The following is a 24497-nucleotide window of genomic DNA, read 5'->3' as shown; positions in this document are numbered from 1 at the left end:
AAAGCGGTTATATTACATGGAATTCCGGTGGCACAAATATTGTTAGCAATCATATATTGCATATTTCTGATTTCCTTTAAAGGAGATGAAACCATGTTTCATTCCCTGTCAGGACTCTTTATTGTACTAAAGGGGATAACAAGTCTGGTTCTTGTATTTTACGGATATCGCCTTTTAGAAATATTCAGTCAGGGAAAAAGGCAGTACGAAAAGGAACTGCTGCTCTGTTTCTTTACCTGCCTGCTTTCTCAGGGAATCTGCTATGTGCTTCAAAATGGTGTGCATATTTCGATCCGGTATTGTTATCGGTATGTACGAACTGTTCTGGCAGGCCCTTTATCGGATAGTGCCAGCAGGTGGTATGAACTGTTGATATTTGCACTATTTGTCCCGTTTCTGTCTTGTATGCTTGTGCATCTGAATGAAAAAATGAAACGTAGTCTCCTGTTTGTTATATTGGGATATTTTACATTCTTCACAATTGAAATATTCGGAAATATCACGATAAAAATAGCCTGTTATCCATTTTTGAATATCTGGGGATATATATTGGCAGGGTGGTTACTGCTGCATATTGCATGGACAAGGAAAGAGAAAACGGCAGGAATCATTTGCTGGATTCTTTCCATTGTTATCCTGGAACTGGAGTATTTCTGCTATCCGGATGCTTCACAGATGGAAGATTTTTATTTTATATTTAAATGCATCACAATGTTGGGGATCTTTTGTCTTTTATGCGGAAAAAGGAGACCGGAAAAGGAGATTACAATATTACCGGTTTTGGCAGGAATAGTAGCATTGGTGGAGGTATTTATATGATAGTGGAAAGAAAAGGGTATCAGACTTCCTATGGACTGCTTCGTATACTGGCCTGTATTCTTGTGATCATTCATCATTTTGATGCTGTTGTATTGGATGCTTCGTGTCAGCAGGGAATGGCTGTTGTTGATAATCTGACCATGGTAAATAACGGATTGTTTTTTATGCTGAGCGGCAAGTTTGCACTGGAGTACTTCGACGGAAATGTTTCGGCATATTATTGCAAACGCTTTGTAAAAATTGTTGTGCCATATCTGGTCATAAATTGCATGATCAACATGATGCAGGGATACACAATAACAGAATATATTTCCAGATTGAGACATGGAGAGGTATACGACTGGTTTGTATACGCGGTAATAGGATTTTATCTTGCAGCTCCGTTTTTTTATTATATGTTTTATGATATGAAAGAAAAATATAAGTTATTATTTTTGCTGAGTATTGTTGTATATATTGTAATGAACACGGTAAATGAGTATTTTGGAAATGTATTTTATACTGCGGCGAATCCCTTTTTTGATACATTGTCCTTCTTTTTGATCGGTTATCTGATTGATAATATTGTAAGTTTAAAAAGATATAAATGGTATTTCGCAGGTGCAGGCATTGCAGCAGCCTGTGTTTCAACTTATGAAACATTATATCTGCCCGGTGTAAATACAAGCCTGTATGGACTATGTATTACAAGAATCTGTATGTGTGTTGCTGTTTATGTACTGGTATGCTGGAGTAATTCACGGATAATACAAGATAAGAATATACAGAAAATTGTAAAACGTCTTGCTGATCTGACTTACTATGTATATCTGGTGCATGGTCTGGTTCAGGAACCATATGCGGCGTCACACTCCTATATAATAAGTAAAAATCCATATATCAGATTGGCAGCCGGCTCGTTGGAAATTATTGCTGTTTCATTTGTGCTTGCTTATTTTTATGAAAGAATAACGAGGATGATATATAAAATAGCTGGTAAAAAAAGAATATGGGGCAGATTAAAATCGAATTGACTTATCCCTTTAGAGGCAGTATTATTAAAAATATAGGGGAGGGGTAAGGAAATGAAAAAAGAAACCGGCATGGAAAAGAATATGAGTTAAATGATAAACGATAGAGAAAGTGACATTTGTTGCATTCTCTATTTTTTATAGAAAAAAGAGAGGAAGGAAAACGTATGAAAAGGAGAATTGCACTTGTTTTAACGCTGGCAATGCTTGTTACATCGATATCCGTACCGTCAGTAACATATGCAATGCCGCAAAAGGGGACCAATGTCTGGGACGAAGAAATTGAAACTGAGGGGCAGACGAAAGTTCCGTCCAAGTATCTGACGTTCGGGCAGGAGATCCCGGAAACTGAGGAGAAAGCAGAGGAAAGTATCTCTATTGACCGGGATACTGTTTCTGCTGATGATGTAGCAGCCGATAGTGATGTTGAGATCAAAGAAGGGGAGAAAGCAACCTTAGATATTGAAGATACAAATATGGTTACATTGTCTTTCGCACCGGTGGAAAGCGGTTATTACATGCTGCAGGTAGAGTCTGCGTGGCCGAATTGGACAAACTGCAACTACAGTATTTGCGATAAAAATACCGGAACGATGACAGACGGAGGGTCTATAGAGTCTTTTTATTGTGTGACAGATGAAGATGACGAAGGCTTTTCTAATTATGCGCATTATTTTGAGAAGGATAAAGAGTATTTAATACAATTAAGTAATTATAATACAGAAGAGCTGACAGTTACGTTATCCCGTGCGGAAGATGTTTCTGTAGAGGATGCGGATGCAGCATCATTTTCCATCTCTGCGGAACAAAAATTTGTACATTTAAAAACAAATTTTAAAGAAAAGACATTATTTGAGATTGCAGATAACGCAGATGTTTATATAGCAAAAGCAGGAAATACATTGCAGCAAATGTCATCTTGGATTACGCTTGATGCCGGCGAAAGTGAATATGTCATCTATAATCCGGGGAATGACCTGCAGTTTATCAAAAATGAGGTAAAAGCGTCAGAGAATAAGATGACGCTGCAGCTGACCAGCGAAAAAACATGGGTGAAATATACCCCGGATCAGACCGGCTATTATAGTATGTATATGCCTGATGATGATGTAATAGAAGTAGAAAACTATCGAGAAGAAGATCAGACATTATACGGGATGTCCGTTAGGAGATGGACAAATGGCGAATACGGTGTTTCTACCATATATATGACTGCAGGAACGAATTATTTCTTCTCTTTCTATGCATGTGAGGACAGAAAAGTAGAAATCACGTTACAGCCTACAGCAAAAGGAGATCAGCTGCAGGAAGGGGAAAATAAACTGAGCATTTCCCAAAACTGTATCTATGACAACCCGTTTGCAGAGAAAGGTATCTACTACCTTAAGGTAAAAGATGGGGAAAATATCAGACTTGTCTGGTACCAAAATAATAAGTATACAAAAAAATTAACAGTTACAGATAAAGGAACTTATGTCCGTGTACAGGGGAAAGCACTTCAGAAAAAAAGTCCTTATATAGAAGCGATTGCCAATTTATCTGAGGAGTGTTCAGATGTAACCTTGGAGATCCGGAAAGTCTCCTGTGATAACGTCACTCTTTCATTGGGAATCCAGCATACGCAGGAAGTGACAGGCAATGCGCAGTCCTATTCCTTTACTGCTCCGGAAGAAGGCAGATATCTTTGCAGAATCCGGACAAAGAAACCATGGAATTCTGAATTGTATGCTCTGGCGCAGGACAATTATGATGAAGTAGAATTAGAGAACGGACAGTATGAATATATCGCATATTATTATAGGTATCAGGGAGAAGATATAAGTTTTGATGTTTTGCAGGATCAGAACTATACGATTTCAATGGAGAAATACAAGGAGAGCCCTGTTTGGGATTATGACCGATATATGGCATTTATTGCATCGGGCGGTACGATCAGTGTGTCGGCAGAGTGGGATGATGAGTGGAATCCTTTACGCGGAGAAGTCTACTCCGATTCGGCGCACATTTATCATATAGATGCAACCGGATTTAAAAATAAAAATGATACCTGGCTGTTAAATGACACCGGGTATAACGTAAGCTGGATGGATGAAGATGACTGGTATGGAAGATATGACCAGGAGTGTGTTGAATTCCAGGAGGGAGATAAGGTAGCAGACCGTATTGCAGCATTAAACAGTGGTAAACGTTTTTATAAAATAACAGATGTTTATACACTGACAGATAATAATCTGACCACAAAATCACCCAAAAAGAAAAATATGACAGATACTTTTGCCGATAGTGATGCAATCATTCTGGTAAAGAGTGTTCCGGAAACCGTATATGTCCAGAAAATAACACTGAATGGAGCAACAGCTTTAACAGTTGGACAAAAGACAACGGTGACGGCTGCAATTGATACATTAAATAAATATACAGCAACAAACGCAAAAGTAGAATTTTCTTCTTCCGATTCTTCTGTATTGAAGGTATCTGCAAACGGAGCAGTGGAAGCAGTAAAGGCCGGAAAAGCAGATGTAATCTGTAAGTCGGCAGATGGTAATGCGATGCAGAAGATGACTGTTACTGTAAAAGCAGCTGCAGTAAAACCGTCTCCGGCGCCGACAGAGACTCCAAAGCCATCACAGGCTCCGGTCGTCCAGCCTGAGAAGAAGGGTACGGTAGTACAGGCAGAAAAAGGAACCGGTAAGTACAAGGTAACAGATGCAAACAGTGAAAGCCCGTCTGTAGAATATGCAGGACAGACAAAGGCGGAAAAGAAGAAAAAGACAGTTACCATTCCTGCAACGGTAACAAGCAATGGCGTGAAATATGAAGTAACAAGTGTTGCGCCAAAGAGCTTCAAAAACAATAAGAAGGTTACGACAGTCAAGATGCCTGCAACAATCGAAAAAATTGGCAGCAGTGCATTTGAAGGCTGCAAGAAGCTGAAGACCGTAGCAATCGGAAAATCGACAAAATCAATTGAGAAAAATGCGTTTAAGAATTGTAAGGATCTGAAGACCGTTACAATTAAGAGCACCAAGGTTCCGAAAATTGATAAGTCTGCTTTTAAGGGTGTCAATAAAAAATGTGTGATCAAGGTACCTAAAAAATTAGTAAAGAAATATAAACAGCTTTTCAAGAAAAAAGGAATTAAACTGAAAGTAAAAGCAATTTAAAATGAAGAAACAAAAGAAACAAAAAACATGGAACAAGGATTTACTCCCAATCATGGGGGTAATCCTGTTGCTTCCGTTTATAGTAAAGCTTCATATAAGAAATACGAGTCTGGGTGATCTTTCATGGCTTCCGGAGAGTATGAACAGGAGAGCGGACTTTTTTCTGTACGGAAAAAATGTTGTACTTTTCGTTATAGCGGTTATCATGATTTTGAATATCATAGATCGTATTTTGATACGCAATGAGAAAGCAGGTAACGTAAAATACCTGCTTCCTCTTTGTGGTTATGGAATCGTTGTTATTTTATCTGCAATCTTTTCAAAATCAAAGGACGTTGCTCTGCACGGTATAATAGAGCAGTATGAGGGAATGTGGGTACTGCTTGCTTATGTGATTGTGGCAGTATACAGTTATATCGTTGTTCAAAGTGAGAAGGATATGGAATGTATCTGTATGACAATGCTGACAGCAGGGATATTGCAAAGTGTATTTGGTATAGTAGAGATTTTAGGCGGAGAAATATTAAGCACATCCCTGTTCCGAAACATAATTGTGGGTCATCAGTATAAAGAACTGGCCGGGCATATGGTGTTTGGATTCATGGGCGAGAGCTACCAGCGGGTAAGTGGGACTTTGTACAATTCCAATTATGCAGGCATTTATTTTGCAATGATCCTGTTGCTGGGGATCTTTTTGTTTGAAAAATGGGAGGGGAAAAAACGCATTTATGCAGCGGCAGCGTCTGTGCTTTCGTTAGTGTGTCTGATAGGAAGCGGATCCAAAAGTGCAATTTTGTGTATGATCGCAGTAATGATCTGGCGTGTAGCAGAAGCTTTGTTCCGGAAACAAAGCAAACAAGTATTATATTTACTGGCCGTAAGTGCTGTAATTGGATGTGGATACTTTATTTATGATAGTGCCTTTGGCGTGCACACAATACAAAGAATAACGGAATCTCTTGATTTGCAGGAAAAAACGGATAAACTGACCGATATCCGGGTGTACAGGGATCACATTTCTATCATCTGGGATGGAGAAACGTATGCGCTTTGCATGGAAAAAGAGGGTAAATCGTTATATCCACACGTTTTTGCCAAAGACGGTTCAGAACTGGAACTTGTATCAGATGAAAAAAGACAGATCTGTTGGCCCGAAACAATGGAGGGACAGGATATTTATCTGCAGTGCTATTATAAAGATGGAGTTCCCTATATGGCAGTTTTTCATAATGATATACGGTGGCTTTTTACGGATGTGGTAGATGATCAGTATACATATATTAATATATGGGGAAAACCGGATGAGATGATAAGCGCCCCTTCAGTAGGCTTTAAAGGGAAAGAGCATTGGTTTACGGATCGAGGATACATATGGAGCAGGACAATACCGCTTCTGAAAAACAAGATTTTGATCGGAAGCGGACCGGATACGTTTATGCTGCAGTTTCCGCAAAACGATTATGTAGCAAGAGCAGCACAGGGATATGGTTTTTTCTCTGAAATTATAACAAAGCCACACTGCATGTATTTGCAGATTGCTGTGCAGACGGGCGTGTTATCACTTGTATTCTTCTTATGCCTGCCAATAGGAGCTGGCATAAAATATAGAAGGAAACGATACAGGAATTTAAAAAAAGGTGTGGAGAAGCAAACGGATCATACATATGTGGAGGGTATAGAGTGTCTTATTGTCTTTTATCTTTTCACCGGCATTGCCAATGATTCCATGGTTGTTCTGGCACCGCTGTACTGGGTACTGCTTGGAGTGTTTGTGAAAAATGTAAAGCCAACACTTGACAAAGCTCGTCCAGTTTCCTAAAATCAGTTTAGAATTGTTCTGCGAAAATGCAGGAGAAATAAAGATTTAATCAGGCTGAGAAGAGGATTAGTACGGTCAGCGCACGTCAAAGAGAGAGGATCATTGGTGAGAGATCCTTACGCAGCAGAGCGGAACCTGCCTCGGAGCTTCCTGTGAAAGCAGGCGCAGCCCGGCGTTATGGGTAAAAAAGCAGAGTGTCAGACACTAAGTGGGGTGGTACCGCCGGAATTCCGGTCCCTATGGGACGGAAGAGGCGTACCACCCCTTATGAATGTGGAGAAAAGAAAGGAAAAGAAAAATGGCAGACAAGAAAATGGTAGAAGCGATCACTGCGATGGATGTGGATTTTGCGCAGTGGTACACAGATGTAGTTAAGAAAGCAGAGCTGATCGACTACACAAGCGTAAAAGGATGTATGGTAATCAAACCGGCAGGATATGCGATCTGGGAGCTGATCCAGAGCCAGCTGGATGCAAGATTTAAGGAAACAGGCGTAGAAAATGTATATCTTCCGATGTTTATTCCGGAGAGTTTATTACAGAAGGAAAAAGATCATGTAGAAGGTTTTGCACCGGAAGTTGCATGGGTAACACATGGCGGACTGCAGCCACTGCAGGAAAGACTGTGTGTCAGACCGACATCCGAGACTTTATTCTGTGATTTCTATAAAAATGAGATCCATTCTTATCGTGATCTGCCAAAGGTATATAACCAGTGGTGTTCCGTTGTACGTTGGGAGAAGGAAACAAGACCGTTCCTGAGAAGCCGTGAGTTCTTATGGCAGGAAGGTCATACCGCACATGCGACAGAGGAAGAAGCAGAAGCAAGAACGATCCAGATGCTGAATGTATATGCAGATTTCTGTGAACAGGTTCTGGCAATTCCGGTCATCAAGGGACGCAAGACAGATAAGGAAAAATTTGCCGGTGCAACAGCTACTTATACGATCGAAGCACTGATGCACGATGGAAAAGCCCTGCAGTCCGGTACAAGCCACAACTTTGGCGATGGATTTGCAAAAGCCTTTGGTATCCAGTATACAGATAAAAATAACCAGCTGCAGTATGTACATCAGACATCCTGGGGTATGACAACAAGACTGATCGGTGCGATCATTATGGTACATGGAGATGACAACGGACTGGTGCTTCCGCCGAGAGTTGCCCCGACACAGGTCTGCATCATTCCGATCCGCCAGCAGGCAGAAGGTGTCCTGGATAAGGCATATGAGCTGCGTGACCGTCTGAAATCCAACTTCCGTGTAAAAGTAGATGATACAGATAAGAGTCCGGGCTGGAAATTCGCTGAATGCGAAATGAGAGGTATTCCGGTTCGTGTTGAGATCGGCCCGAAGGATATGGAAGCCAACAAGTGTGTTCTGGTCCGTCGTGATACAAGAGAAAAGATCGAGTGCTCTTTAGATGATCTGGAAACAAAGGTTGCAGAGCTGCTTGAGCAGATCCAGAAGGATATGCTGGAGCATGCAAGAGCACATCGTGATGCACATACTTACACAGCTAAAAATATGGAAGAGTTTGAAAAACTCTTTGCAGAAAAATCCGGTTTTGTAAAAGCAATGTGGTGCGGCGATCAGGCATGTGAAGATGCGATCAAGGAAAAACTGAGTGTAACAAGCCGTTGTATGCCATTTGAGCAGGAACATATTGCAGACACCTGCGTATGCTGTGGCAAACCTGCTACAAAAATGGTTTATTGGGGACGTGCATACTAAAATAAAAAGGGAGATGGAAAAATGAACATTTTAGTAATCAACTGTGGCAGCTCATCACTGAAATATCAGCTCATCAACAGCGAAAGCGAAGAAGTGCTTGCAAAAGGACTTTGCGAGAGAATCGGAATTGACGGAAGCTGTATCACACATCAGCCAAAGGGCGGAGAAAAAGTAAAGACTGAGATCGCAATGCCGACACATACGCAGGCAGTTGCAGCAGTCATTGAAAAACTGACAGATGAAAAGGTTGGCGTCGTAAAATCTCTGGCAGAGATCGATGCAGTCGGACACCGTATCGTACATGGCGGTGAGAAGTTTGCAAGCAGTGTAGTGATCGATGCAGAAGTCATGAAAGCGATTGAGGACTGCAATGATCTGGCACCGCTTCACAATCCGGCAAACCTGATCGGTATCAATTCCTGCAAGGAAATTATGCCGGACGTACCAATGGTAGCGGTTTTTGATACTGCTTTCCACCAGACAATGCCTAAGAAAGCCTATTTATACGGACTTCCATATGAATATTATGAAAAATACAAAGTAAGACGCTATGGTTTCCATGGTACAAGTCATGATTTCGTCAGCAACCGTGTGGCAGAGATCATGGGCAAGAAACGCGAAGATCTGAAGATCATCGTTTGCCATCTGGGAAATGGTGCATCAGTTTCAGCAGTGAAGAACGGAAAATGTGTGGACACTTCCATGGGTCTGACACCACTCGAAGGTCTGATCATGGGTACAAGAAGTGGTGACATTGATCCGGCGATCGTTAGTTTCCTGGCAGATAAAGAAGGAAAAACAGCCGATGAGATCATTAACATCTGTAATAAGAAATCAGGTGTACTTGGTCTGTCAGGCGGTGTTTCAAGCGATTTCCGTGATCTGGCGCAGGCAGCAGCGGACGGCAATGAAAAGGCAGATGTCGCGCTGAAGACATGGGCATATCATGTAGCAAAATACGTAGGTGCTTATGCCGCAGCCATGAATGGTGTTGATGTGATCGCCTTTACAGCCGGTGTCGGTGAAAACAATGTGGATGCCAGAGCTGAAGTCTGCAGCTATTTAGGTTATCTTGGGGTAACTATTAATGCAGAAGCAAACAAGAAACGCGGCGAAGAAGTAGAAATTTCTACACTGGACAGCACAACAAAGGTATATGTTGTACCGACTGATGAAGAGCTTGCTATCGCAAGAGAGACAGCGCGTCTTGTGAAATAATTTATGCACATGGGCTTTGTATAACCGGGAGGCGGTTTTATGAAGGAAAGAATATTAAAGTATATGGCCTACATCGATCAGCTTTTGGCAGATGATGCAGGCAAAAATGAAGAAGATTATGAAAAGATCATGGAGGAGCATAAGCTGCAGCTAACTTTCTTTATGCATGAGCGGCTTGTGCACCTTCTGGTGACACTGACGTTTGCGCTGTTAGCATTTGCTACTTTTTTTGCGCTGGTATTTGCGTTTCAGCCCGGGCTGGTAGCTTTGTTTATTGCACTGCTTGTATTGCTTGTTCCCTATATCATGCATTATTACCTGCTGGAGAACGGTGTTCAGAAAATGTACAGGCAGTATGATGAAATGTACAAGCGGGCATGCGAAAGAGAGCAAAACCGGGCAGAAAAATAGACCGGTGGGATCTGCCATGTATCAGAGGGTGATCAGAATGAAAAATTCAGAACAGACATATACGCTGCATTATCACCTGCGCGAGCCATATCCGCACAAGGAAAATATTGTGTGTACACTGAAATGGTCTGACCGCAAAAGCTATGGCATTTCAATAGAAGCGACGGGCAAAGTGATACTGCATCTGCCACTTTCAGGAAGTGTAAGGGAAGCAGCCAGAATGGCAGAAGAAAAGCGTGGCTGGATCATCGAAAAGGTACTGCTGCAGCGGCAAAGGCTGGAGGAAGCGCAGAAAAGAGAAGCGCAGAGAGACAGTCGTTATACACAGGAGCAGAGAAGTGCTTTGGAAAAGCGTTACAGAGAAGCGGCAAAAGAATATTTCCCCAAAAGAGCAGCGTATTATGCTTATCTTCTGGGTGTTTCTTATGACAGGATCCGTATTGCCGGGCAGAAGACAAGGTGGGGAAGCTGTTCTTCCAATAAGACGCTGTCTTTTAACTGGAAGCTGATGCTGGCACCGCCGAAGGTGCTTGATTATGTGGTGGTACATGAAATCTGCCATCTCAGGGAGATGAACCATTCACCGCGGTTCTGGGCACTTGTGGAATCCCTGATGCCCGATTATAAGCAGCAGCGGAAGTGGCTGAAGGACAACGGGCATACACTGGAATTATAGAAAAGGAAAGCATATGATCGTATTACCACAGGATGTGGCATTTATTATCCATAAAATTGAAAAAGCGGGCTTTGAAGCATACGCCGTAGGTGGTTGTATCAGAGACAGTCTGCTTTCGAGAACACCCAATGACTGGGATATTACGACAAGCGCGTTACCGGAGCAGGTAAAGGCGCTTTTTCCACATACGATCGATACAGGGATCAAGCATGGCACTGTTACGGTCATGTGTCATCATGTTGGTTATGAGGTGACAACTTATCGGATCGACGGCGAGTATGAGGATGGCAGGCATCCGAAGCAGGTGGTATTTACACCGAGTCTGATCGAGGATCTGAAAAGACGTGATTTTACGATCAATGCGATGGCATACAATGACAGCAAGGGGTTGGTAGATGCCTTTGAAGGGCAGCAGGATCTGCAAAAAGGCGTGATCCGTGCAGTCGGAGAACCGGAGAAGCGGTTTTCGGAAGATGCACTCAGGATCATGCGGGCAGTCCGCTTTGCAGCACAGCTTGGTTATACGATCGAGGAAGAAACAGAAGCTGCGATGCGCCGGCTGTCAGATACGCTGACGAAGATCAGTGCGGAACGGATCCAGGTAGAACTTGTCAAGCTGCTTGTCAGTGATCATCCGGGGCATATGAAGATCCTGTATGAAACAGGTATTACAAAGGTGATCATGCCCGAATTTGACAGGATGATGGAAACGGAACAGAAAAATCTGCATCACCTTTATTCGGTAGGAATGCATACGATCCGTGCCATGGAAGAAGTACCGGCGGATAAGGTGTTGCGCCTTACGATGCTGTTTCATGATATGGGAAAACCCGCTAAAAAGACAACAGATGCGGAAGGGATCGATCATTTTCACGGCCATGCGGAGCTATCCGCCAAAATGGCAAAGGAGATCCTGCAGCGCCTGAAATTTGATAATGACACGATCGGAAAAGTAACGAAGCTGGTAAAAAATCATGACAGAAAGATCATACCGCAGGCAAAATATGTCAGAAGAGCCCTTTGTGATCTCGGAGAGGAGATCTTTCTGCTCCTGTTGGAAGTAAAGCGTGCGGATGTTATGGCACAGAGCACCTACAAGAGAGATGAAAAACTGGAAGAACTTGCCAGACTGCGGAAGGTTTACGAAGAAGTGAAAGCAGCGGACAACTGCTTTTCTTTAAAAAAGCTTGCCGTATCCGGTAAGGATCTGATCGCCGCAGGTATCACGCCGGGACCTGCGATCGGACAGACACTTTCCGGTCTTTTGGACAGAGTACTGGAGGAGCCGCAGCTCAATACGAAAGAAAAACTGCTGGATATTGTTTCAAAGGGCATTTTTTAAATACCGCCTTCATAAGATAGGTAAGGGCAGATGCACAGCATCGTCTTATGGAGGGAAAAAGCGTGAACGACAGAGCGGTTACATTATTTGAAAAATATGATCTGGAAATAGAGAAGACGAGAAAGGGACGGGGCATGCTCATTGCGACAACGCCGCAGGGTGAGATCGCATTGACGGAGTATGCGGGATCTGTAGATCGTCTTCTTTTTGTGCGTGAAAGAATGGAACAGATCGCGCAGAAATTTGACGGAAAGCTGGATCACATTCTGCCAACCACGGAGGGAGAGCTATACTGCAGCGATTATGAGGGGCAGAATTATATTGCAAAACAATATCTGGACGGATACGAATGTAATGTCACGCAGGAGCGGCAGTGCATCGAAGCCATGCAGTGTATGGCAAAGCTGCATATGGCTATGCGGCATTTGCAGGCCCAGCAGCCTTATCAGGCTGACCGGCTTTTAGAGGATTTTAAGCGGAAGGATGCGGAGCTTGTAAGAGCACGCAATTTCATGAGGCGGCTGCCCAGAAAGGATGAGTTCTCACTCATGTTTCTGCGGGCTTACGAGTGCTACTGGCAGCAGACCAAGCTGGCACAGTCCTTTCTGGATGAAGCCTGTCTGCAGGCTCTGGAACAGAAACAACTGGCAGAAGAAATGTATGTGCATGGTGACATGAACCAGCACAATATCATCATTTTGCAGGGGAAAACAATGACCTTCCGCAATTTTGAGAAGCTGGGTGCCCATCTGCAGATGAAGGATGTCTACTTCTTTATGCGGAAGATACTGGAGAAAAATCACTGGTCTGCTGCGCTGGCAGATCGGATGATAGATGCTTATGCAGCAGTTACGCCGGTAGAGCATGCGGAATATTGTTATTTATATGCGAGATTTCTGTATCCTGAAAAATTCTGGAAGGTTGCCAATGGATATCTGAACAGAAGAAAATCGCTTCCACCGCACAGACAGCAGGAAAAACTGGTTGCCTTTGAGCAACGGGAAGAGGAAAGGCAGCTCTTCCTGAACAAATGGCTGGAAAGGTGCAGATAAAATGTGTTATACTGTAGTCGCGCAGGCAGAGGCGTACGAAATACGGATCTGCGTGAATGATTGAAAATAAGTAACACCGGAATGCAAGAGGATCAAATGATGAAGAAAATACAAAAAGCAGCAAGTATCCTGCTGCTTTTCTTACTTTGCGGCTGTGGCAATGCAGCTACGCAGACAGGAACAACAGAACAGATCACAACAGAAACAGTCAGTGCAGACAATGCCTATGCTGATCTGGCAGACAGTCTGGATACGGCAGTGGTAGAAAAAGTGGATCAGGAAGGCGGCTATATCACTTTCTGGAACAGTACGGTACAAAAGAGCTATACGCTCAGCTATGATCATGCAACAGGGATCAAGAGCCGACATGGAGAAGAACTTGTCGCAGGACAACTGCAGAGTGGTGATCTGGTACAGGTGACGTTTCAGAAGGATGCCAAAAAGTGCAAAAATATCTGGCTGGATGATACAGCAGTGGTGACAGAGCAGGTCAAAAATTTCAGCATTAATCATGCTGCACATACTATGGAGATCGGCGGCGAGCAATTTACGCTTCCTGCGGGCTGTGTTGTGTTATCGCAGGGAAAAGTATTGACGCTGATGGATATCAATGCGGTGGATACGCTGCGGATAACACGTGTTGATCACAGCATAGAAAGCATTGTGATCACAAACGGACATGGTTATGTCAGACTGCTTGGAGCAGATGCCTTTGAAGGCGGCTGGGTGGAATTTGGACAATCCATCATTAAAAAGGTGGAAAAGGACATGCTGCTGGTCATCCCGGAGGGCAGTTATGATATGCTGATCTCCCATGGCAGCAATGTGGGAACGAAGCAGGTAGAAGTAAAGGCGAATGAGGAAATACAGGTGGATGTATCGGATCTTGCCCAGACGGAAGAAAATAAAAAAGGCGGGATCGTATTTACCATTTCTCCGCAGACGGCGTATCTGACGATCGACGGAATGGATACAGATTACAGCGAAGTGGTATATCTGCCATATGGCATTCATCAGATGACCTGCAAAGCGGAAGGCTATAAGACGATCACGCAATATATCAAAGTCGGGGACGAAATGGCAAATATCAATATCGAGATGGAGAAGGGATCCGGTGATACGGATACATCTTCTGTCAGCAGTAACACCGTTACAGCAAGCAGCAGCGGTTATCAGGTATACATTGATGCGCCACAGGGCGGAGAGCTTTACGTGGACGGTAAATACATTGGACTGATTCCGACCAGCTTTGATAAAAAGAGTGGTTCTTATACGGTGTCTATCCGAAAGAGCGGTTATATCACCAGAAGCTATTCCCTGCAGGTGGACGACAGCGAGAAGGATGTGCATTATTCATTCTCTGAACTGGAGTCATCCACGGCGGCGATAGATGCAGCAAAGGCTGCAGCAGATGCTGCACTGGCGGGCATGCAATAAGAACCGGGCATGACGGAAAAGGAGAAAAAATGCTGAAGGAACGACCGGACTATTTGGAGAAAGAAAAAAGAGATTTTACAGATCTGAAGGAGATCGTGGCAGCTCTCCGTTCGGAGGATGGCTGTCCATGGGACAGAAAGCAGACACATGGCAGCATGCGGATCTGTGTGCTGGAGGAAGCGGCAGAAACGGTTGATGCCATTGAACTTCTGGAAAAGGAGCAGAATCCGGACGCCCTGCGGGAAGAACTGGGAGATCTGCTGCTGCAGGTGATGCTGCAGTCCCGTCTGGCAGAAGAAGAGGGATATTTTACGGTTGAAGATGTGGTGGAGGACATCAGCCGGAAAATGATACGCCGCCATCCACATGTATTCGGTGAAACGATCACGGCGCCGGACGGACAACCCTTAAAGGAATGGAGCCAGATCAAAGCATGGGAAAAGCAGCAGATGACGTACAGGGAGGAACCACGCCGTAAAAAACGAAGGAAAAAACTGGTGCGGATACTAGACCGGCTTCTCAGCTTGTAAAAACTTTGGAAATGGCTAAAAAAGGGCATTTTCGCCTTGACAAAGAATCTAAAAAAGGATATAAATAGTATTAGGCATTTTCTGAGAGAAAAGTCAAATGAAACAAAAAACAATACTCAGTAAGAGGAGGAGTTCAAATGAACAAAGCAGAATTAGTAGCAGCTATGGCTGAACAGGCTGGATTATCAAAGAAAGACGCAGAAGCAGCTTTAAAGGCATTCACAGATGTTGTTTCTGACGAATTAAAGAACGGTGGAAAGGTTCAGTTAGTAGGTTTCGGTACTTTTGAAGTATCTGAAAGAGCTGCAAGAGAAGGAAGAAATCCTCAGAGCGGTGAAGTTATGAAGATCGCTGCTTCTAAAGCTCCTAAGTTCAAAGCTGGTAAGGCTTTAAAGGATTTAGTAAACGCTTAATTCAAATTGAACATGAAAAGATAAATGGGATATATGATATCATATATCCCATTTATTTTTTCTTTTTTATTTGACCGGTTTTACGCCGGCTTTTTCTTTTGCCATAGCCCAGGCACGTTTGAATACGCCCTGCTTCTTTGGTGGCTCTGCCTGTTTGTTTCCACGGAGTCCTTTGACATCAAGAATGTAAATACCGCTGACGGATGCTTTTACCTCTTTCTTGACAGGAACCTTGTCGAAAATCTTTTCATCACATACAAGTGACATGATCTGTGGACCAATCTTGGCTTTTACGATCGGCAGTTTGGAACCGCGCATAAGCTTGGGGGTCTGATCGATCACCATCTGTGGGAGCCCTGAATCTTTAATCTTCATACGTTTCTTATCAATGATCAGCATGGAGACGGTCTGCTTGGCAGCTTCCATCTGCTCCTGCTGCTCTGCCTGCTTTTTCTGTGCTTTTTTGCCCAGAAAATAGAGAACAGCGATAACTATGATCAGAACCGCAAGAATGACCAGAAGTACAATACTAAGTGTGCTCATCTTATCCTCCTTAGGGTGCTAAAAACTAGAAAATATTGTAACATTCTTTTGCTTTCAGCGCAATAGCAGCCCTGCGTAAGTTATGAATTCTTTATGAATTTTTGTCGTAGAGTTTCCCCTTCTCCCGAAATGTGGTAGAATAATAAGCGCGAAGTGCAGAAAAGGAGAAAAATTATGAAAAAGAAAATTTTAACAATTATGCTGGCAGCCTGCATGGTGACAGCTTTGACCGCCTGTGGTTCTTCCAAGGACGAAGGACAGAGTCAGGATACAACAGAGGTTTCCGGAAACGGTATTATCTCTACGAAGGACTACAACACGGATGATTATGTGAAGCTCGGTGATTATGAAGGTATTACGGTAAATACAGATGTGTATACTTATACCGATGCAGACGTAGATGCCCAGTTTGACAAAGAGATCAATTACTATGTGGAATATATGGATGCTTATGATTACACAGCAACAGATAAGCAGACCGTAGAAACAGGAGATACAGTCAATATTGACTATACAGGAACAAAGGATGGCGTTGCTTTTGACGGCGGTACAGCACAGGGCGCACATCTGAAGATCGGTTCCGGTAAATTTATCGATGGATTCGAAGATGGTCTGATCGGACATGCAGTAGGAGAAACAGTCAATCTGGATCTGACATTCCCGGAGAATTATTCCAATGCGGATCTGGCAGGCGCAGCAGTTGTTTTTGAAGTAAAAATCAATTCTATTGATGAAGGTAAGATGCCTGAGGTCAATGATGCACTGATCGCAAGCCTGAATCTCGGATATGATACGGTGGATGCCTACAGACAGAATGTGGAAGATTATCTGAAAAACGCCTGTGATGAAAAAAACAGTGACGCAAAGAAGAGTGCTGTATGGGATGCGGTTTATGCAACCTGTGAAGTATCCGATGCACCGCAGGAACTTGTGGATGATATCAAGACACGTATTGCTGCGAACGCACAGTCCTATGCAGATTATTATAATGTAGATCTGGCAACCTTTATTACAAATTATATGGGTCTGACAGAGGAAGAATATGAGAAACAGACAGCGGAATCCGCAGCGGAATCCGCAAAAGAGAAGCTTGCGATTGCTGCCATCGCCAAGAAAGCAGGCATCAGTCTTTCCGATGAGGATATTAAGGCAGCGGCAGAAGCTGAGTACAGTGACTACGGATATGACTCCGCAGATGCACTTCTTTCTGCGATCGGTCAGGGTGCTTATTATGATTATGTACTTTCAGATCGTGTCAATGAATATCTGATCGATCAGGTTACAATTGTAGAAAATGATCCGATCTCTATTACAGAGACAGATTCTGCAACAGCAGATACTGCAGAGGAAGATGTGGAAGAAGAGCTGCAGGAGGAAGAAACCGTTTCAGGAGAAGATGCTGCACTGACAGATACTACTGAAACAGATATTGAAGCTGAAACAGAAGAATAAACATTCATAGGAAATTGGTGAAAAGATGCAAAAGAGAGTATGCTGTATCCTGCTTAGTTTGATCATGGTTATGGAAATAGTAGTTCCCGTCCGGGCAACTACTATTTCGGGTGTGAAGAAAGAACAACAGAAGACACAGAATAATCTGAACAGTGTAAATCAGCAGATCACTGCGATCCAGAGTAATCAGGCGCAGGCACAGGAAGAGCTGGATCAGCTCAGTGACCAGCTTGTGGATATCCTGACCAGTATTGATATCTGCCAGGATGAGATTGCGGTCAAGGAAAAAGAGATCGAGCAGGCAAAAAAGGACTATGAGGATGCCCAGAAAAAAGAAGACGATCAGTATGCTTCTATGAAAAAACGGATCCAGTTCATGTATGAACAGGGAGACAGTGCTTATCTGCAGGTGCTTTTAGAATCCCAGAATTATGCGGATATGGTTAATAAAGCAGATTACATTGAAAGTCTGTATGAATATGATAAACAGCTTCTGTCCGATTATGTCGAGAGTAAAAATCAGGTAGCGGAGCTGAAGGGCAGACTGGAAGATGAGGAAGCAGATCTGCAGGCATCCAATTATGAATTGCAGCAGGAAGAAGCAGCATTGCAGACGTTGGTTGATGAACAGAAAAAGACGGTAGCCAATTTTGATGCACAGCTTGCTTCCGCCAAGAAGAAGGCTGCAACTTACAAGCAACAGCTGGAGGACCAGACAGCACAGATCAAAAAGCTTGAGGAAGAAGCTGCGGCAAAGAAGAAAAAGGAAGAAGAAGCTAAAAAGAAGCAGGAGCAGGAAAGAAAGCAGCAACAGCAGCAGGCAAATCAGACACCGACAGTAGATACCGGAAACGAGTCGCAGCAGACCACAGGAGACGATCCCGCACAGGTGGATACGGGTGATGATTCACAGACAACAGATCCGGGAACGGTAGATACCGGAAATGACAGCAAGGGAACGGATAGCATGAATGCGGGTGCAGGTGCTGTGACAGGTGGATCCGGTGTTGGACAGCAGGCTGCAAATTATGCGTGCAATTTCGTTGGTAATCCGTACAAGTTTGGTGGTACTTCCCTGACAAACGGAACAGACTGTTCCGGTTTTACGCAGGCTGTTTATGCACACTTCGGTATTTCGCTGCCGCGTGATTCCTACAGCCAGAGAAGCTGCGGAACGGAAGTCTCTTATGCCAATGCACAGCCTGGTGATATCATCTGTTATGCAGGACATGTTGCTTTATATCTGGGCAATGGACAGATCGTGCATGCCAGCACGGAAAGAACCGGTATTACATATGGCTATGCGACATATCGTACCATTTTGTCGGTCAGACGTGTATCTTAGATCATACGGCTGACAGATGAGGACAGTATAAAAGAGTTTGTTACAGGACAGAGGGAAATAGATGTTTGAAAAAAAGACTTATATCTATGATGAAGAGATGGGTGTATGTTTTATAGAAGACATTGCCCGTCTTGCAACTAAAAATAAACAGGAACTCGGTTATTATGTGCTGCGCAGTGTTTACAGGAAAGATAAGGTGGCTTACATTCCGGTAGAGAATCACGAGGTGCAGCTGCGGGAGCTCATCACAAAAGAAGAAGCGGAAAAACGCAGAGAAGAATGGAATATGGATCTTGGAGAGCAGGAGGAAGAAGTCAGTGAGCCGGGCGATTTCGCATGGCAGCTGGATTACACCATGGCAGATACGTTGCCACTGGACAAGCGAAAAGAGCTGTATTTGAAGGGTGAAGTTGAATTTGTACTTGCCGGGATCGGGACTGGAAAGTAGAAGTCCGGTATTTCGGCCGGAGGCAGACAATATGAAAAAAGGAAAGATTATGATGGCGGTATGTTCCATACTTGCCATCATTTGTATCGTATACGGTATTTTTGTCAGGGCAGCAGGTTCGGGAACTGCATTTTTTATGGTGTGGATCCTGAGCGGTATCTGCCTGTTTATTGTGGGAATCCTGCTGCAAAAAGGTGTGCTGCAGAGGATCCCGCGCATATTGCGTGTGATAATGGGAGGTCTGCTGGCAGCAGGCGTGATCCTTTTCGTTATTGTAGAAGGATTGATCTTAGGAAGTTTTCAGGAAAAAGGAGAAAAAGGACTTTCCTATCTGCTTGTGTTAGGATCGCAGGTGTATGCAGACGGGCCGAGTCTGGTACTGCAGTACAGGCTGGATACAGCGATCGACTATCTAAAGGAAAACCCAGAAACGATCTGTATTGTTTCTGGCGGACAGGGCTATAACGAGCCGATGACGGAAGCAGAAGGAATGGCACGTTATCTGGAGCAGAACGGGATCACAGCAGACAGGATCCTGCTGGAGGATCAGTCGAAAACAACCCAGCAGAATATGGAGTTTTCCAGAAAGCTGATCCCCGATGGTGCTTCTCTCGGTATTGTCACGAATAATTTTCATCTGTACCGCGCCATGCAGATCGCAAAAAGACAGGGAATGACACAGGCGGTCGGGATTGCGGCTCCTTCATCTGGAAAATATCTTGCCAATAATATGCTGCGGGAATTTTTCGGATGGCTCAAGATGGTGCTGCTGGATTAAAGACAGGAACAAAAAAAGACGTGTGAGCATGAAAATTCATGTTCCACGTCTTTTTTGTATCATTTTATGAAATAGAGAATGTGTTTAATGTCTGGTTCAGATTGTCGGCTTTCTCATGCAGTTTTTCCGTGTGGGAATCCATTGTCTGCATGAGTGCACGAAGTTCTTCTACAGAGGCTGTTACTTCTTCGGAAGCAGCAGCTGCACTCTCTGCACCATGTGCAATATCGGTGATCTGATCGGATATCGCATTGATCGCCGTAATGGAACCCTGAACCACTGTATGAATGGTATCTGCCTTATTGCCGGTAATGGCAATCTGTTCATCCAGCTTATGGAAAGCCTGGATCACTTCGTTGGAATCAGAGATACTTGCTGCATTACTTTCCACGACTTTATCAATACATTCTGTACATTCTGCGAAATTTTTTACAAGGTTATCGATAATTTCCTTGATATTGGAAAGTTCGCTCGATGTATTTTCGGATAAGCCCTTGATGCTTTCTGCTACAACCGCAAAACCGCGTCCGGATTCTCCTGCCCGGGCTGCTTCAATAGAAGCATTCAGACTCAGCAGTTTTGTCTGATCTGCAATTTCTTCGATACTGTTCAGTATATCGGACATCCTGCCGATCGTTTTGTTGGTACTGTCAATCTTTTCAGCAATGTTGTGTACCTGCTCTGTCATATCGGAGCTACCCTTTTGCATTTCCTGCAGATCGTGGCGCATACCGTTTGAGCTTTCCTGTAACTGACGTGCGCAGGAACCGATGTCATTGACGGAATCCTGTATCTGGGTTGTGCCTTCCTGCATGGAATTGATATTCTGCATGACATCAGAAATGGAATCCGCCTGCTCGGTTGCTTCCGTAGCAACACTTTCGATTGCCTGACTGATCTGATCCGTCGTATCGGCAACTGTATGAGCAGCCTCCATCATTTCATTGCTTGCAGAGTTGACATCATCGGAAGTATGCATACCTTCTTCTACGATCTTTCGCAGATTCTGGATCGCATTGCTTGTGTGATGTACCATCGTACCGATTTCATCCGTGCGCTGCATCATTTTGTCTTCAAAGGTATATGTAAGATTACCCTGAGATAACTGATCAAGACTGTTACTGATCAGACCAAGACTCTTCATAAGCTTTCTGACTATATAGATCGTCAGAAGGATCATAATAATGATCAGAACAAGACTTTCCAGGATCATGGCAACTGCGCTCTGGTCAAACAGACTGTCAATCTGCGTGGTATCCATATGCGCCTGAATGTCATCAAGATAACAACCGGATGTCAGGATCCAGCCCCATGCATCGAATTCTTCACTGTATGCAACCTTTTCCGCTTCTGTTACGCCATCTGCTTTTGTAAAAACAAAATGGTTGAATCCCCCACCGTTTTCCGCTGTTTTCAGGATTTCCTGAATGATCATAACACCATTACAGTCCTCCAGATTCAAACGGTTATCGCCCTCTTGTTCAGGTAAGATCGGATGCATGACGAGATCTCCATCCGTATTGTCGATCCAGATATAGCCACCCTGATCGTCATTATACCGGATAGCCCGTAGGGCATCCTTGGCAAAATTTTGTGCCTCTTCCTCTGTTAGTTCCCCTGCCTGTTCCCTGTCATAATAAGACTGGACGATGGAAATACCGGATTGTACCTCGGATTTCACATTTTCGTTCAGGACATCATTATAACGGATTTCCTCTACGACAGTATTGACCTTTGTGAAGATAGTAAGAGATGTGGTAACCAAAAGCGCACAGCTCAGTACTACGATCGCAGTAAATGTCAGGGTCAATCTTGCCGCGATAGAACGCTGCTTTTTCATGATAGGCCTCCTAACGATATAGTATTTAATTGTCCGTGCATAGTATAGCATGATTTGGAAAAAACAGATACGAAATTTTTCTTAATAATAACTAAATTCACCCAGATGTGCTATAATTCGATTGTTTGCAATAAGAATATTTCTGATGGGAACGAGCTGATAATGAAACAAAAAGAAAAAAAAGCAATGGATATGACACAGGGCAGTCTGTGGAAAAATATATTTCTGTTTAGTATGCCTCTGGTGCTGGCGCAGCTTCTGGAGGTTATGTTTAATTTAAGTGATGTAGCTGTTGTAGGGCAGTTTGCGGACTACAGAGCACTGGGAGCAGTGGGTTCCACTACCATACTTGTAACATTATTTACCGGTTTTCTGATCGGAATGGGAAGCGGTGTGAATGTACAGGTGGCACTCGGACTTGGGGCAAAGGATGATAAAACGGTTGAAAAAACGATCCATACAGCACTTCTGATCTGCGCGGCGATCGGTATTGTGATCGGCGTTTTCTGTATTCTGTTTGCACGTCCGATGCTGCAGGCACTGCATACCAAAAGTGATCTGATCGATGCAGCAGTTCTTTATCTGAAGATTTACGCACTGGGTATGCCAGCCATGGCTGTTTACAACTTTGGTAATGGTGTATTGAGCGCGAAAGGAGATACCAAGAGCCCACTGATCTATCTGGCGGTCGCCGGTGTACTGAATATTATTATGAATCTGATCTTTGTGATCGGCTTTCATCTGGCAGCGGCGGGTGTTGCCATTGCAAGTGCGATCGCGCAGTATGTTTCCATGCTGCTTGTGATGCGTAATCTCTTAAAACGCAGGGATGTCTGCAGATTGCAGATTCCCAAAATAAAGTTCCATAAAGATGTGGCAAAGGGCATTTTACTTATGGGTATTCCAACGGGAATGCAGAATGCGATATTTGCACTGGCTAACTTATTTGTACAGCGCGGTGTCAACTATTTCTACACGATCATGGTTTCTGGCAATGCAGCAGCAACGAATGCGGATGCCATCATCTTCAATGTCATGTCCGCCTTTTACACGGGCTGCGCCAGTTTTATGAGCCAGAACCGCGGCGCAGGCAACAGGGAACGGATGAAGAAAACCTATCTGGTAGCACTGACTTACTCCTTCCTGATCGGACTTTTCCTTGGCGCATGTCTGTTCTTTGGCGGCAGATATTTCCTGCGGGCGTTTGCAACCGACCGTGCGGTGATCGATGCAGGCATGGAGCGGATTAAGATCATGGCATTTGCGTACAGCATTTCCGCCTTTATGGACTGCACCATTGCTGCCTCCCGCGGTCTGGGAAAGAGCATCGGTCCGATGATCATCGTCATGCTTGGCTCCTGTGTATTCCGTATCATCTGGGTATACACGATATTTGCCCATTTCCATACGATCCCGTCCCTGTATCTGCTGTATCCGTTCTCCTGGACCCTGACAGCGATTGCGGAGATTGTGTACTTTATTGTGCAGTTTCGGAAAGTGATGCCAAAGAGCCGGATCTAAGACATACTTGTGAAATCCCATGCATAAACTGTAAAAAAGTTTAAGGGGATTTCCTTTGAAAGAATATATTGAAGAAAGAGCAATCAGTATTGCAAACTATATCGTGGAGCACAATGCAACCGTCAGACAGACAGCCAAAGCGTTCGGCGTGAGCAAATCTACGGTACATAAGGACGTAACAGAAAGGTTACCCGCCATTAACCACGCACTTGCAGGGGAAGCAAGAAAGGTGCTTGACGTCAACAAGTCGGAGCGTCACATCCGTGGTGGTATGGCTACAAAGGAAAAATATGCAAGAGAACATCATACTTTACGATAAGGATATCAGAGAACCGCTGTTTTCCTTTCTGGAGCAGCAGTACGGAAAGATGCGGATCTTAGAAGAGATTCGCATTACAAAGTCACGTGCGGATATTATCATGGTGCTGCCCGACGGCGTTGTGGGGATTGAGATCAAGAGTGATGCGGATACCTATGCAAGACTTGCCGGGCAGACAAAAGACTATGACAGGTATTTTGATTACAATTATGTGGTGGTTGGTTCTTCCCATGCAGCACACATTGAGGAGCATGTACCGGCGCATTGGGGGATCATCACGGTAGAGCCGGTGGGCGATGAAATCGATTTTTACGTGCTGCGGAAACCACATCTGAACATCAAAATGGAGATGGAGAAAAAGCTGGAGCTTTTGTGGCGGCCGGAGCTTGTGCATATCCAGCAGCAGACGCAGATGCCAGCCTATAAAGAGCGGAGCAAGGCATTTGTCAGGGAAAAGATCATCGAGAAGGTGCCTGCGCCCGTTCTGCAGCAGTTGATCAGTCAGGAATTGTTTGAGCGGGACTACACAACCATACTCGAAGAGATCAATGCCTTCCGGGCAGCGAATCACCAGAAACCGCGCAGACGTACCAAAAAACGGAGAAGGAAGCTGCGCCCTTCGGAATAA

General features: G+C 44.0%; 22 protein-coding genes and 1 other annotated feature. Of the genes, 20 read left to right on the top strand and 2 right to left on the bottom strand.

What is annotated here, in order from left to right:
• Positions 1-93: 93 nt before the first annotated feature.
• The 13 genes from KQI22_RS09975 to KQI22_RS09915 all read left to right on the top strand — a co-directional run bounded on the left by KQI22_RS09975 (position 94) and on the right by KQI22_RS09915 (position 15623).
• Positions 94-819 (top strand): hypothetical protein, encoded by a 726-nt coding sequence (locus KQI22_RS09975; RefSeq protein WP_216551926.1) that lies wholly within the window; start codon positions 94-96, stop codon positions 817-819.
• The gene (locus KQI22_RS09970; protein WP_216551925.1) at positions 816-1832 is read left to right on the top strand and encodes an acyltransferase; all 1017 of its coding nucleotides are present in this window, start codon (positions 816-818) and stop codon (positions 1830-1832) included. Before KQI22_RS09975 ends, KQI22_RS09970 begins: the two co-directional genes overlap by 4 nt.
• A gap of 164 nt (positions 1833-1996) precedes the next feature.
• Positions 1997-4993, top strand: coding sequence for a leucine-rich repeat protein (locus KQI22_RS09965; protein WP_216551924.1), 2997 nt, complete (start codon positions 1997-1999; stop codon positions 4991-4993).
• A 1-nt stretch (position 4994) separates the two neighbouring features.
• The gene (locus KQI22_RS09960) at positions 4995-6812 is read left to right on the top strand and encodes an O-antigen ligase family protein (RefSeq protein ID WP_216551923.1); all 1818 of its coding nucleotides are present in this window, start codon (positions 4995-4997) and stop codon (positions 6810-6812) included.
• Positions 6813-6859: 47 nt separating this feature from the next.
• Positions 6860-7054: a binding site (T-box leader), on the top strand.
• A 56-nt stretch (positions 7055-7110) separates the two neighbouring features.
• On the top strand, positions 7111-8544 hold the full coding sequence (gene proS, locus KQI22_RS09955; protein WP_216551922.1) for a proline--tRNA ligase: 1434 nt from the start codon (positions 7111-7113) through the stop codon (positions 8542-8544).
• A gap of 21 nt (positions 8545-8565) precedes the next feature.
• On the top strand, positions 8566-9762 hold the full coding sequence (locus KQI22_RS09950; protein ID WP_216551921.1) for an acetate/propionate family kinase: 1197 nt from the start codon (positions 8566-8568) through the stop codon (positions 9760-9762).
• A gap of 39 nt (positions 9763-9801) precedes the next feature.
• A complete protein-coding gene (locus KQI22_RS09945) occupies positions 9802-10173 on the top strand; it encodes a hypothetical protein (protein WP_216551920.1) in 372 nt (123 codons plus the stop codon).
• Positions 10174-10210: 37 nt separating this feature from the next.
• Entirely contained in the window at positions 10211-10849 is a 639-nt protein-coding gene (locus KQI22_RS09940; RefSeq protein WP_216551919.1) for a M48 family metallopeptidase, read from the top strand.
• 13 nt (positions 10850-10862) lie between these two features.
• Positions 10863-12191 carry a CCA tRNA nucleotidyltransferase gene (locus KQI22_RS09935; RefSeq protein WP_216551918.1) on the top strand — a complete coding sequence of 443 codons (1329 nt, stop codon included), beginning with the start codon at positions 10863-10865 and terminating at the stop codon, positions 12189-12191.
• A 62-nt stretch (positions 12192-12253) separates the two neighbouring features.
• The gene (locus tag KQI22_RS09930) at positions 12254-13243 is read left to right on the top strand and encodes a hypothetical protein (RefSeq protein ID WP_216551917.1); all 990 of its coding nucleotides are present in this window, start codon (positions 12254-12256) and stop codon (positions 13241-13243) included.
• A gap of 99 nt (positions 13244-13342) precedes the next feature.
• The gene (locus tag KQI22_RS09925) at positions 13343-14680 is read left to right on the top strand and encodes a PEGA domain-containing protein (protein WP_216551916.1); all 1338 of its coding nucleotides are present in this window, start codon (positions 13343-13345) and stop codon (positions 14678-14680) included.
• A gap of 29 nt (positions 14681-14709) precedes the next feature.
• A complete protein-coding gene (locus tag KQI22_RS09920) occupies positions 14710-15210 on the top strand; it encodes a MazG nucleotide pyrophosphohydrolase domain-containing protein (protein WP_216551915.1) in 501 nt (166 codons plus the stop codon).
• 137 nt (positions 15211-15347) lie between these two features.
• On the top strand, positions 15348-15623 hold the full coding sequence (locus tag KQI22_RS09915) for an HU family DNA-binding protein (RefSeq protein WP_022003783.1): 276 nt from the start codon (positions 15348-15350) through the stop codon (positions 15621-15623).
• A gap of 66 nt (positions 15624-15689) precedes the next feature.
• Here the strand turns inward: KQI22_RS09915 and KQI22_RS09910 are convergent, their stop codons facing one another.
• Positions 15690-16166: a hypothetical protein gene (locus tag KQI22_RS09910; protein ID WP_216551914.1), complete on the bottom strand. Its 477-nt coding sequence runs from the start codon at positions 16164-16166 to the stop codon at positions 15690-15692.
• 174 nt (positions 16167-16340) lie between these two features.
• On the opposite strand from KQI22_RS09910, the gene tig reads away from it, so the two are divergent.
• The 4 genes from tig (at position 16341) to KQI22_RS09890 (ending at position 20189) form a co-directional block, all read left to right on the top strand.
• Entirely contained in the window at positions 16341-17618 is a 1278-nt protein-coding gene (gene tig / locus KQI22_RS09905; RefSeq protein WP_216551913.1) for a trigger factor, read from the top strand.
• 25 nt (positions 17619-17643) lie between these two features.
• Entirely contained in the window at positions 17644-18963 is a 1320-nt protein-coding gene (locus KQI22_RS09900) for a C40 family peptidase (RefSeq protein ID WP_216551912.1), read from the top strand.
• A gap of 61 nt (positions 18964-19024) precedes the next feature.
• Positions 19025-19411, top strand: a complete 387-nt coding sequence (locus tag KQI22_RS09895) for a CarD family transcriptional regulator (RefSeq protein ID WP_216551911.1) — start codon at positions 19025-19027, stop codon at positions 19409-19411.
• Between the two features lie 31 nt (positions 19412-19442).
• Positions 19443-20189 (top strand): YdcF family protein, encoded by a 747-nt coding sequence (locus tag KQI22_RS09890; protein ID WP_253293596.1) that lies wholly within the window; start codon positions 19443-19445, stop codon positions 20187-20189.
• Positions 20190-20253: 64 nt separating this feature from the next.
• Here the strand turns inward: KQI22_RS09890 and KQI22_RS09885 are convergent, their stop codons facing one another.
• On the bottom strand, positions 20254-22029 hold the full coding sequence (locus KQI22_RS09885; RefSeq protein WP_216551910.1) for a methyl-accepting chemotaxis protein: 1776 nt from the start codon (positions 22027-22029) through the stop codon (positions 20254-20256).
• A gap of 162 nt (positions 22030-22191) precedes the next feature.
• Here KQI22_RS09885 and KQI22_RS09880 point away from each other — a divergent pair, with 162 nt between their 5' ends.
• Genes KQI22_RS09880 through KQI22_RS09870 form a run of 3 tightly spaced genes read left to right on the top strand, consistent with a single transcriptional unit; the run spans position 22192 to position 24497 of the window.
• The gene (locus tag KQI22_RS09880) at positions 22192-23550 is read left to right on the top strand and encodes an MATE family efflux transporter (protein ID WP_216551909.1); all 1359 of its coding nucleotides are present in this window, start codon (positions 22192-22194) and stop codon (positions 23548-23550) included.
• Between the two features lie 55 nt (positions 23551-23605).
• Positions 23606-23869, top strand: a complete 264-nt coding sequence (gene spoIIID / locus KQI22_RS09875; RefSeq protein WP_022003776.1) for a sporulation transcriptional regulator SpoIIID — start codon at positions 23606-23608, stop codon at positions 23867-23869.
• On the top strand, positions 23856-24497 hold the full coding sequence (locus tag KQI22_RS09870; RefSeq protein WP_216551939.1) for a sce7726 family protein: 642 nt from the start codon (positions 23856-23858) through the stop codon (positions 24495-24497). The genes spoIIID and KQI22_RS09870 overlap by 14 nt, the downstream gene beginning before the upstream one ends.

This window comes from Kineothrix sp. MSJ-39, assembly GCF_018917935.1.
Classification (GTDB): Bacteria; Bacillota; Clostridia; order Lachnospirales; family Lachnospiraceae; genus CAG-194.
This window is presented reverse-complemented; position numbering and strand designations above follow the sequence as displayed.

Excerpts from the sequence above, each read along its gene's own strand:
- KQI22_RS09975 (WP_216551926.1), top strand. The coding sequence starts at position 94 with ATGTTTCATTCCCTGTCAGGACTCTTTATTGTACTAAAGGGGATAACA.
- KQI22_RS09970 (WP_216551925.1), top strand. The coding sequence starts at position 816 with ATGATAGTGGAAAGAAAAGGGTATCAGACTTCCTATGGACTGCTTCGT.
- KQI22_RS09965 (WP_216551924.1), top strand. The coding sequence starts at position 1,997 with ATGAAAAGGAGAATTGCACTTGTTTTAACGCTGGCAATGCTTGTTACA.
- KQI22_RS09960 (WP_216551923.1), top strand. The coding sequence starts at position 4,995 with ATGAAGAAACAAAAGAAACAAAAAACATGGAACAAGGATTTACTCCCA.
- proS (WP_216551922.1), top strand. The coding sequence starts at position 7,111 with ATGGCAGACAAGAAAATGGTAGAAGCGATCACTGCGATGGATGTGGAT.
- KQI22_RS09950 (WP_216551921.1), top strand. The coding sequence starts at position 8,566 with ATGAACATTTTAGTAATCAACTGTGGCAGCTCATCACTGAAATATCAG.
- KQI22_RS09945 (WP_216551920.1), top strand. The coding sequence starts at position 9,802 with ATGAAGGAAAGAATATTAAAGTATATGGCCTACATCGATCAGCTTTTG.
- KQI22_RS09940 (WP_216551919.1), top strand. The coding sequence starts at position 10,211 with ATGAAAAATTCAGAACAGACATATACGCTGCATTATCACCTGCGCGAG.
- KQI22_RS09935 (WP_216551918.1), top strand. The coding sequence starts at position 10,863 with ATGATCGTATTACCACAGGATGTGGCATTTATTATCCATAAAATTGAA.
- KQI22_RS09925 (WP_216551916.1), top strand. The coding sequence starts at position 13,343 with ATGAAGAAAATACAAAAAGCAGCAAGTATCCTGCTGCTTTTCTTACTT.
- KQI22_RS09920 (WP_216551915.1), top strand. The coding sequence starts at position 14,710 with ATGCTGAAGGAACGACCGGACTATTTGGAGAAAGAAAAAAGAGATTTT.
- KQI22_RS09915 (WP_022003783.1), top strand. The coding sequence starts at position 15,348 with ATGAACAAAGCAGAATTAGTAGCAGCTATGGCTGAACAGGCTGGATTA.
- KQI22_RS09910 (WP_216551914.1), bottom strand. The coding sequence starts at position 16,166 with ATGAGCACACTTAGTATTGTACTTCTGGTCATTCTTGCGGTTCTGATC.
- tig (WP_216551913.1), top strand. The coding sequence starts at position 16,341 with ATGAAAAAGAAAATTTTAACAATTATGCTGGCAGCCTGCATGGTGACA.
- KQI22_RS09900 (WP_216551912.1), top strand. The coding sequence starts at position 17,644 with ATGCAAAAGAGAGTATGCTGTATCCTGCTTAGTTTGATCATGGTTATG.
- KQI22_RS09895 (WP_216551911.1), top strand. The coding sequence starts at position 19,025 with ATGTTTGAAAAAAAGACTTATATCTATGATGAAGAGATGGGTGTATGT.
- KQI22_RS09890 (WP_253293596.1), top strand. The coding sequence starts at position 19,443 with ATGAAAAAAGGAAAGATTATGATGGCGGTATGTTCCATACTTGCCATC.
- KQI22_RS09885 (WP_216551910.1), bottom strand. The coding sequence starts at position 22,029 with ATGAAAAAGCAGCGTTCTATCGCGGCAAGATTGACCCTGACATTTACT.
- KQI22_RS09880 (WP_216551909.1), top strand. The coding sequence starts at position 22,192 with ATGAAACAAAAAGAAAAAAAAGCAATGGATATGACACAGGGCAGTCTG.